We start from the raw sequence: 11,437 nt of genomic DNA, 5'->3' as shown, positions 1-11,437 counted from the left end.
CAAAGGAATAACGTCGCAGCGCGTAACTGCCTAAGTACCTTTCATGTCCTTCCAGCCTTGGGTGGAGAGGAGAGATTGCGCGCGCCGAACCGGAGGTACGGGTGGCCGTCGAAAAAGGCCTGAAGCAAATACAGAAAGCCTGGGCCGATCGTCTCGATAGCCCTGATGCGGCATGGGCCGTCATCGCTCAATGTGCGGGAGCGCTAGTCCTGTCCCGAGCAGCCGAGAAAGAACGAACTCGCTAGGAAATAATTGCCTCGACCCGCAAAGCGCGAGAGCAGCTCGCAACGCCATGATCATCGCTATCGCTGCAAAACCCTGGTCGATTCAGCCCTCCCTGAATTCCCACATCGAACGCATTCATGAGGCAATTGAATGGAAGGAGAATGGGAGGGCATCCACTGCCCTCCCCTCCGTTTTCCACGCTCCCTGCGACCGTACTGACCAGGACCTCAAGTGGCCAGAATGAAGTCCGTCTGATCAACGGTCGCGCTGCTGACACCCACAAGGCGGATGGAGTCCGCTCCGATCCCGACCACCGTGTCCGCCCCGTTAGCCGTTATGGTCAGGCTGGGAGCGAACGTCGCGCTGGTGATCCCCATCGGCCTGAGATCGAGCAAGTCCTGTCCTGCGGCCGCATCGGCTCCGAAGTTCAGGATCGTGTCGTTGCCGAAACCGGCGGCACCAAACACGAACGTATCGTTGCCGGCCACGCCACCACTCATCACGTCGTTACCCCCGGCGCCGACGATGAAGTCGTTACCTGCACCACCCACGATCGTGTTGGCCAGCCCGTTGCCAGTGCCCACAAAGTTGCCGTTGCCGCCGAAAAACAGATTCTCGACGTTGGCATCCAGGGTGTAGCTCGCGAGCGAGGTCCAGATCGTGTCGCTGCCGCCACCGGCGTTCTCGCCTACCACGTCCCCGAGGTCGGTGACTTCGTAGATATCGCTGCCGGCACCGCCGACCATCGTGTCGGCACCGCCGTTACCGATGAGAAGGTCGTTACCCGCACCGCTCACGAGCATGTTGGCCAGCTCGTTGCCGGTGCCCGCAAAGTTGCCGCTGCCGCCGAAAAACATATTCTCGACGTTGGCACTCAGGGTGTAGCTCGCGAGCGAGGTCCAGACCGTGTCGATGCCGGCACCGGCGAGTTCGACCGCCTGGTCCCCAAGGTCGGTGACTTCATAGATATCGCTGCCGCCACCGCCGACCATCATGTCGGCACCTGCGCCACCGACGAGGACGTCGTTACCCGCTCCGCCCGCGATCGTGTTGGCCAGCGCGTTACCGTTGCCCGCGAAGTTGCCGCTGCCGCCGAAAAACAGATTCTCGACGTCGGCACCCAGGGAGTAGCTCGCGAGCGAGGTCCAGACCGTGTCGCCACCACCACCGGCGGCCTCGATCACCTGGTCCCCAAGGTCGGTGACTTCGTAGATATCGTTGCCGCCACCGCCGACCATTATGTCGGCACCTCCGGCACCGATGATGATGTCGTTACCCGCACCGCCCACGATCGTGTTGTCGAGCACGTTACCGCTGCCCGCGAAGTTGCCGCTGCCGCCGAAAAACAGATTCTCGACGTCGGCACTCAGGGTGTACCTCGTGAGCGAGGTCCAGACCTCGTCAATACCGCCACCGGCTAGCTCCGTCACCACGTCCCCAGCGTCGGTGACTTCGTAGATATCGTTGCCAATACCGCCGGCCATCGTGTCGGCACCAAGACCGCCGATGAGCACGTCATTGCCCGCGTCACCATTGATGATGTCGTTGCCGCCCAGGCCGTTCAGGATGTCGTTGCCATCACCTCCGCTGATCACGTCGTCGCCTGCCGTGCCGATCAATATGTCGGCACCGGCGGTACCGACAATCACATCGCCGACCACAGTCGTTGGCGCGGAGAAGACCTGCTCCAGCGTGCCGAGGCCATCGGTGAAACTCGCGACAACGCGAAGGCTCAATCCGACCTGCGCCTGGGTCGGCGTGAAGGTCAAGCCCGTCGCGCCGGCAATGTCCGTGAAGGACACGCCGATACCCCCTACTTGCCACTGATGCGTGACCACCCCAATTCCGTTGGCGTCGGTGAACGCATCCGTGGCGGTCAAGGCCGAGCCTTCCGTCGGGCTCGTATCGCTGATCAGCACCGTGCCAACCGGCAGGAGGTTGACGGGGCTGCCGCCGAGCGGCGCAGTTGGCGCGGTCGGCGCCGAGAACACGCTTTCCAGCACGCCGTGGCCGTCCTGATAGACCGCCCTGACGCGCAGCGCCAGTCCCAGCTCAGCCGCGGTCACCGTAAAGGTCGAGCCGGTCGCGGTTCCTAGTCCACCTCCGAGCACAATACCAATGTCGTCGAAGATACCGGTGCCTGGGTTCGTTTCGACCTGCCATACGAAGGCGATGTCACCGGTGATCGCACCGCCTGCTGTGACATTGTCCGCATCGCTGATGGTGTCGGCCAACACCGTCAACACTTGGCCAACGGCCGGCGTGCCATCGCTGATCCTCAGCGAGCCCACCGGCTCGGCGTTCAAGCCAGCGACGAGAACCTGCGACTGATCGGCGAACTGCAGCCGCTCGATATTGCTGAGCCTGTCAGTACCGTCCCGACCGACGACGCTGTCGGCCACGGTGATCGTGCCGTCGACGTTCTCGATGACGGTGTAGTCGGCCAGAAGGCCGGTGAACAGGGCCGTGTCGAAGGAATGGCCAGGGTTAAGGGGGTCAGGCGCATCCGTCAGGATCTCACGGACGGCGACGAGTTGACCGGGGTTGTAAGTGCCGTTGAGCATGAGCGGCACCAACGGGACCATGCTGTCGAACGTTGCGATTTCCGGACCTGTGCCATCAATGTTCTGCCGCACGCTGATACGTACATTGAGCCACTTGTCACCGTCGACCAGGTCATCGCCACCACCACCTTCGATGATGTCGCTGCCGCCACCGCCGAGGACGATGTTGCCGGCGCCGAACTGATCGTCGGCCGTGCCCACAATACCGTCCGGGCCGGCTGCTGCGGTGCCGACGAACGAGCGCAGGCCACTGACCAGGTCGAAGTTGTTAAGCACGCTGCCCAAGGCCCCAGCGGCCGCGATCACGGCCGCATCGGCATCATTGCCGTGCAGGATGTCGCTGAAGTGCGATCCTGACAGACCTTCCACCTGGCGGAACCGAGCCACGGTTGCGGCCAACTCCGGCAGTGGCGCCCCGAGAACGATGTCGGCGAGGCCCAGGTCGACGCTCACGCCGAACGAGTCGTCCTTGAAACCGGCCCAGTCGTAACCGGAACCACCCAGGTAGCGGTCGCCCGCACCGCCGTTGCCGAACATGATGTCGTCGCCGCCTTCGGCCATGAATCTGTCGGGCGAGCCGGTGCCGATGAAGATGTCGTTGCCGCGTATCGGGTCGAGCCCGTTCGGGTCGAAATTGTCGCCGGGAGCGCCATCGGCGGTTCCTCTCTCGATCCAGTCGTCGCCTTCGTTGCCCATCAGTTGTTCGTCGGCGACACTGCCCTGGATGAAGTCGTCACCTGCGCCGCCGAAGACCTCCGAGGAGTCCGTGCCGCTGACGATGAAGTCCTTGCCGAAGCCGCCGAGGCTCAGATTGAGGCCGTTGCCGCCGTGGATGACGTCGTTGCCGTCGCCACCGTGGATGGTGTCGTCGCCGCCCATGTCGCTGATGATGTCGTCACCATCGCCCCCGACGATGAAGTCGTTGCCGTTGCCACCCTCGAGGCGATCATTGCCGCCATCGCCATAGAGCGTGTCGTCGCCGTCGCCAGAGATGAGAGTTTCATTGCCGGCCGCGCCACCGAGCACCACATGGTCTTCGCCGGTGTACTGCAGGTAGTTGGTATCGAGACCGACCGTGTTGGGGTTGTCCCGAATCACCAGCGGAACCAGTGCGCTGCCGCCGACCGGATCGGTATTACCGGGCAGGTCGTCGATGGTGCCTACTATGCCGTCTGGACCTGCAATCACGCTCTCGTTGAACTGCCTGGTCGGGTCGACCTCGAGGGTAAAGGCCGGAGTCAAGAACATGACGGCCGGGAGGTGGGTCGCATCGGTGTTGGCCATCACCAGTCTCGCGAACGAGTTGTTCTCCAACTCGGTGACGAAGTTTTGCCCCGCGTTGCGATCCAGGTAGTAGAAGCGGTCGGCGTTCTGCAGCTTCTCCATCTGGTTCTCGAACACGAAGTTGAAGGTCGAGCCGAGCATGCCGCCAAACGGCATTTTTTCCTCGGCGAGGCCGCCGATCCAGAGGTCGATGTTGTCCAGACCGGTGATGGTGACGCCAGTCGGGCCACTCGCCCAGGCGCCGGTGCTATTGAGGAAGTCCAGCCGGTCCGCCGGCTCGCCGGCGCCGCCCAACACCAGGAGAGAGGCCGCGGCGCGCTTCCCGTCGAGAGTGGTGGCGCTGGTAATGGAGGCGTGCGTGCCATAGGCAGCGATGAAGTTGATCAGCGATTCCGGGTGCTTCAGGTGTTGCACCAAATCGGACCAGCTGATGTAGGGCTTCAGGTTGCTGTCACCGGTCGCGGTGTAGAACTCACGACGCGCCTCGTTCAGGGTCGGAAGCCCGGTATCACGGCCGCGCGCGATGTTGAGGGCGGGCAGGTCGAGCGGCAGGCCCAGCAAGTTGTTGCGCACCGCTTCGGTGACAAACTCGTCGATCTCGTTGCCGACCTGACGCGTCACGCCGCGGACGATGGCACCGGCCGCCTGCTCCGGGGTCGGGCCGCTGGCGGCAAACGCCAGCGGATTGAGGAAGGCCTGAATCAGGCCGATATCGCTCGAGACGAAGTTGGGGTCCAGCCGGTCGATGGTCTCGGTCAGCATTGAGTGGCCGAGGCGGTAGACCGCGTGCGCGAACTCGGCGACGATCGCCGGGTCGATCTCGGTTTGATAATTCTGGTGTTCAGGAATGAAGGGATCGATGTTCGGCTGAATGGTACGCGCGAACTCTTCGAACACCAGGTGCTGGTACTGCATCTCGGTACCGAATTTCGCCGCCTGGAACAGGCGCTCTCCGTTCCAGTGCAGGGCAGCGATCTCAGCCGCGGTTGTTGGCAACACCAACAATTGGGCATCGGGCATCAGCCACTGGTTCAGGAAGTTGACATCGTTGGAGGCGATGGCCACATCCTTGGTGTGCTGGACCAGACGGTTGTGCTCATGGTGGAAGATGGAATGGACGGTGGTCAGACCGATGTTCTCGTTGACCCGGCCGTCGCCGGCGATGTAGTGCGCGTCGAGCAGCTCGTTATCGTAGAAGCCTGCGGCCACCGGGCCGCCGGCAACGAGGTCGGCATCGGCCGTCAGTGGCGCACCGGTCTGGCTGTCCACCGGAACGGCGGTGTGGGCGATATCGATGAGGAACTGGTGGCCGGTGCGCACGGCATTGACCAGGCTGATCGGCGCAGCAGGATCTCCCTCGACGAGCACATCATCGGCGGTATCAGGAATACCATCCGGGCCCGTCATCATGACCATCGGGAAGCCGTTCGGGCCCTTGATGAAATTGCCGTAGGCATCGGTGGCGAGCAGCGGCACGTTGTCGAAGTCGGCATCGGTGAGGTTGATCCCGAGCAGGTCATGAGCTTGCGCCTTGACCACTTTCCAGGTGGCCATCCCGCCGATTTCGACGTCGTCGGCCGTGCCGAACACGCCATCGGCGCCCAGGTCACGATTGGTGATCAGGTTGCCGGTCGCCACCGGCGCGCCGGCGGCATTGAACTCGTAGGCGCGCAGGAACACCTGGTGCGAGGGATGCGAGGTATAGGTCTGGTTCTGGTCGACGAACGGCGTGGTGGTGTTTGAAGCCTCGTGGATGTCGTCGGCGGTGCCGAGGATGCCATCGGGCCCAGGCAGGTTGGTGGCCCGCGTCAACACCATGAAGTTGGTCGGGCTGCCCGGAACGAACAGCGGATCGTCCGGCTGCAGCGGAATGAACACCGTGCCGCTGCCGCCCTTGGTCACCAGGTCGAGGCCGTGGTCGAAGAACTGACCGAAGAAGGTCATCCAGGTATTGAACGGTGCGGACAGACCTGCGTCCGGCGCCACGTTAGGCATGAAAAAGGTCTGGAACGTCGTGCCGTCGGTACGGGTTCCGGTAATCACCTGCGCACCGTCCTTCAAGACATCGTCAACCGTGCCGAGGATGCCATCCAGACCGGGATCGAACGTGGCCGCGACCGCCGCCGGGTTGGTGGCGGTGTTGTCGGCGACCAAATTGCTGATGGTGCGCGGCTGCGAGTCGTTCACCAGGCCGCTGGTCTGGGCGTAAGTGGTGCCCGCCTCCGCCGTATCGAACTGCGCCGGAACCAGTCGCGGGAAGATTGTGTCGGCTGCACCGAACTCGTTCTGAGCCGTCACCAGGTTGTTGAACGACCCGTCGACCGTGCGCAGGCCCATACCCACCCGTGCATTTGGCAGCATGCTGAGGAGATCCTCACCGGCCGCATTCCTTTCCGCGATCAGAATCTGATCGAGAATGAACTGCAGATCGGCCCGGATATAGTGCACACCGGTGCTGGCGACCGGAGTCTCGACCGGCAGCGGGGCTGCCGGTGGCGGAGCAACGCCGGCTACGACCGCTGCGGTTGGAGCAGAGAACGCCGTCTCGAGCACGCCATTTTCATCCTTGTAGACGGCCCTGACGCGCAATTCCAGCCCGGCGAGATCCGGGGTCACCGTGAAGGTCGGCCCGGACATACGCTGCGAGGCTGCTCCGCCGTCGACAAGACGGATAATGTCTTGAAAGACGCCCGAGCCCGGAATCGCTTCGAACTGCCAGAAGAAGGCGATCGGTCCGGCGATCGCACCGCCGGTAGCGACGTTGTCCGCATCAGTCACGTCGGCAGCCGATACCCTCAGCAGTTGACCCGTGGTCGGCGTAGCGTCCGGGGTGTTGCTGGCAGCATCGAGTATGGTCAGCAAGCCCAGCGGGTCGTTGTTGAGCCCGACCCCGTCTGGCAGGGTGAGCGACTGATCGTTGAACTGCAGCCGCTCGACATTGGTGAGGCGGTCGGTGCCGTCGCGACCGACGACGCTGTCGGCCACGGTGGTCACGCCGCCCACAGTGGTGACGGTATAGTCGAGCCGGTTGCCCGTGAACAAGGCCGTGTCAAAGGCGGGGGCAGCAGTCAGGATCTCGCGGACGATGACGAGCTGACCGGGGTTGAAGGTACCATCGAGCATAAACGGGATCATGGCCTTCATGCTGTCGAAGGTGGCGATCTCCGGCCCGGTTCCGTCAAGGTTCTGGCGCACGCTGATACGCACATTCAGCCACATGTCGCCGTCGATCAGGTCGTCACCGCCGCGGCCTTCGATGATGTCGCTGCTATCACCGCCGAGGAGGATGTTGCCCGCGCCGAACTGATCGTCTACCGTGCCCACGATACCGTCCGGGCCGGCTGCAGCCGCGCCAAGAAACGCCCGCAGACCGGCGACGAGGTCAATATTGGTGAGCACGCTGCCTTGGACACCGGCAGCGGCGATCGTGAGCGCGTCGGCATCATCGCCGGTCAGCATGTCGCTGAACGCCGACCCCGACAGACCTTCCACCTGGGCGAAATTGGTATGCACGCCTGCAACAGAAGGCGACAGGGCCGATTGTTCGAAGACGATGCGGTTCATGTCCACAGTCACGCCGAAACGATCATCCTTGTAGGTAGCCCAGTCGAACCCGGACATGCCCAACATCTTGTCCGGGCCCTCACTGCCGATGAAGATGTCATCGCCGCCTTCACCGATCATTTCATCGAAGCCGCCGTCACCGCTGAAGACGTCGTTGCCGCCGATCACCTCTGCCAGCAAAGCCAGTGGCAGGTTACCGGCGAAGTTGTCGCCGGGGGAGCCGTCCTGGTTCCCGACCTCGATCCAGTCGTCGCCATCGCCGCCCGTCATTGGTAAGTTCACCCGGCTGCCGAGCATGAAGTCATTGCCCGCGCCAGCGAAGACCTCCGAAAAGTCCTCGCCGGTAACGATGAAGTCGTTGCCGTCACCGCCGAGGATCAGGTTTACGCCGTTACCACCGTGAATGACGTCGTTGCCGGCCCCTCCGTGGATGACGTCGTCGCCGCCCTGGTCGGTGATGATGTCATCGCCATCGCCCCCCTCGATCTCGTCGTTGCCATAGCCGCCTTCGAGGCGATCATTGCCGGCGTCGCCCCAGAGCGTGTCGTCGCCGTCGCCAGAGACGAGAATGTCATTGCCGGCCGTGCCGCCGAGCACCACATGGTCTTCGCCGGTGTACTGCAGGTAGTTGGTATCGGGACCGACCGTGTTGGGGTTGTCGCGGATGACCAGCGGCGTGATCACGACGCCGTTGATGATGATGCCGCCAGTGGGATCGGCATTGCCGGGCAGGTCGTCGACGGTGCCCACAATGCCGTCCGGACCGGCAATCACGCTCCGGTTGAACTGCCTGGTCGGGTCGACCTCAAGGGTAAAGGTCGGGGTCGAGAAGATGAGCGCCGGGAGATGGGTCGCGTCGGTGTTGAGCATCACCATCTTGGCGAACGAGTTGTTCTCGAGCTCGCTCAGGAAGTTGAGTCCCTGGGTGCGGTGCAGGTAGTAGAGCCGGTCGCCGTTCTGCAGATTCTCAAGTTGCTCCTCGAAGACGAAGTTGAAGGTCGAGCCGAGCATGCCGCCGAACGGCATTTTTTCCTCGGCCAGGCCGCCGACCCAGAAGTCGATGTCATCAACGCCGGAGATGGTAAAGTCGTCTGCGGTATTCGGAATACCGTCCGCCCCGGCGTTGTTCGCCCAGACACCGGTGCTGTGGAGGAAGTCCAGGCGATCCACCGGCTCACCGACGCCGCCCAACACCAGGAGAGAGGCCGCTACGCGTTTCGCGTCGAGCGTGGTGGCGCTGGTAATGGAGGCGTGCGTGCCGTAGGCGGCGATGAAGTTGATCAGCGACTCCGGGTGCTTCAGGTGTTGCACCAAATCGGCCCAGCTGGTGTAGGGCTTCAGCTGGTTGTCGCCGGTGCCGGCGTAGAATTCACGGCGCGCCTCGTTCAAGGACGGGATGCCGGTATCGCGGCCGCGCGCGATGTTGAGGGCGGGCAGGTCGAGCGGCAGGCCCAGCAAGTTGTTGCGCACCGCTTCGGTGACGAACTCATCGATCTCGTTGCCGACCTGGCGCGTCAAGCCGCGGACGATGGCGCCGGCCGCCTGCTCCGGGGTCAGGCCGCTGGTCGCAAACGCCAGCGGGTTGAGGAAGGCCTGAATCAGGCCGATCTCGCTGGAGACGAAGTTGGGGTCCAGCCGGTCGATGGTCTCGGTCAGCATCGAGTGGCCGAGGCGAAAGACCGTGTGCGCGAACTCGGCGACGATCGACGGATTGATCGTGTCATCGAAGTCCAGGAAGGCGTCGACTTGCGGTTGAACGGTACGCGCGAACTCTTCGAACACCAGATGCTGATACTGCATCTCGGTGCCGAATTTCGCCGCCTGGAACAGGCGCTCACCGTTCCAGTTCAAGGTCGTCAGATCAGCCGGAACAGCCGTGACGGGCGTCAGCAGCCACTGGTTCAGGAACGTCAGGTCGCCGGCGGCCGTTGAGGCGAGGACCGTGTCCTTGGTCTGCTGGACCAGCCGGTTGTGCTCCGAGTGGAAGATGGAGTGGACGGTGGTCAGGCCGATGTTCTCGTTGACCCGGCCGTCGCCGGCGATGTAGTGCGCGTCGAGCAGCTCGTTGTCGTAGAAGCCAGCGGCCACCGGGCCGCCGGCAACGAGGTCGGCATCGGCCGTCAGTGGCGCACCGGTCTGGCTGTCCACCGGAACGGCGGTGTGGGCGATATCGATGAGGAACTGGTGGCCGGTGCGCACGGCATTGACCAGGCTGATCGGCGCAGCCCGATTACCCTCGACGAGCACATCATCGGCGGTATCGGCAATACCATCCGCGCCCCTCATCATGACCATCGGGAAGCCGTTCGGGCCCTTGATGAAGTTGCCGTAGGCATCGGTGGCGAGCAGCGGCACGTTGTCGAAGTCGGCATCGGTAAGATTAATGCCAAGCAGGTCGCGCGCCTGCGCCTTCACCACTTTCCAGGTGGCCATCCCGCCGATTTCGACGTCGTCGGCCGTGCCGAACAGGCCATCGGCGCCCAGGTCACGATTGGTGATCAGCTTGCCGGTCGCCATCGGCTTGCCGGCGGCATCGAATTCATAGGCGCGCAGGAACACCTGGTGCGAGGGATGCGAGCTGTAGGTCTGGTTCTGATCGACGAACGGCGTGGTGGTGTTTGAAGCCTCGTGGATGTCGTCGGCGGTGCCAAGGATGCCATCGGGCCCGGGCAGGTTGGTGGCCCGCGTCAACACCATGAAGTTGGTCGGGCTACCCGGAACAAACAACGGATCGTCCGGCTGCAGCGGGATGAACACCGTGCCGCTGCCGCCCTTGGTCACCAGGTCGAGGCCGTGGTCGAAGAACTGACCGAAGAAGGTCATCCACGAGTTGAACGGCGCGGACAGGCCCGCGTCCGGCGCCACGTTAGGCATGAAAAAGGTCTGGAACGTCGTGCCGTCGGTACGGGTTCCAGTAACGACCTGCGCACCGGCCTTCAAGACATCGTCAACCGTGCCGAGGATGCCATCCAGACCGGGATCGAACGTGGCCGCGACCGCCGCCGGGTTGGTGGCGGTATCGTTGACGATCAGGTTGCTGATGGTGCGCGGCTGCGAGTCGATCACCAGGCCGCTGGTCTGGGTGTAAGAGGTGCCCGCCTCAGCCGGGCTGAAGACTGGAGTGGTCAAGCGCGGAAAAAAGTTGTCGGCTGCGCCGAACTCGCTCTGACCCAGACCCAGGTTGTTAAACGTCCCGTCGACCGTACGCAGACCGAAAGCAAATTCCGGGCTCGGTATCAGATCGACAAGCAACTGCCCAGCCGAGTTTGCCTCCGAGATGAAAATCTGCTGGAGAATGAACTCAAGATCGGATTGATTAAAGTTGGCCATTTGGATTGCCCTCGATGTATCTGGGTAAAGGCACGGGACGAGAAAGTCCCGCCGCGCCGAGTCAAGTGCTGGCTTGCGCAGTTTGTTGGTTATGTTTTTTAGCGAGAGCTGGCGTTACCCGGGACCCGGGATACACGTCTGGAATTCGCGAAATGAGTTGCTCGCCGGGTGATCAGGCAGAGCGAATCCGAGCCTTGGGCGGGCCATGGAATCTGGTAGTGAGGGCGAACGTCCCGGTCAGCACCTTCCCTCTGAAAAAGAACGAAATGAACGACATGATTCGGCTCCTCTCGGGAGAATCACCGTGCCTCGCATTGCCAAAACGATGGCAAGCTTCAGGCAGGCGCCCCCCCGATAACTAAGACTAAAGTTCCATAGGAAAACTTTGTCAATTTTACGTCTTTAAAACAGACGACCGGTTTTGAGGAGTACAACTAGCTGTTTTTAAACGACATATAGAAATTTGAGCG

General features: G+C 62.7%; 1 protein-coding gene. It reads right to left on the bottom strand.

The window, feature by feature from the left end:
* Positions 1-452: 452 nt before the first annotated feature.
* Positions 453-10,967: a peroxidase family protein gene (locus ABIA48_RS00370; RefSeq protein WP_429486396.1), complete on the bottom strand. Its 10,515-nt coding sequence runs from the start codon at positions 10,965-10,967 to the stop codon at positions 453-455.
* Positions 10,968-11,437 lie beyond the last annotated feature (470 nt).

It is taken from the genome of Pseudomonas sp. S30_BP2TU TE3576 (genome assembly GCF_050436025.1).
In the GTDB taxonomy this organism is placed as follows: Bacteria; Pseudomonadota; Gammaproteobacteria; order Pseudomonadales; family Pseudomonadaceae; genus Aquipseudomonas.
This window is presented reverse-complemented; position numbering and strand designations above follow the sequence as displayed.

Excerpts from the sequence above, each read along its gene's own strand:
- ABIA48_RS00370 (WP_429486396.1), bottom strand. The coding sequence starts at position 10,967 with ATGGCCAACTTTAATCAATCCGATCTTGAGTTCATTCTCCAGCAGATT.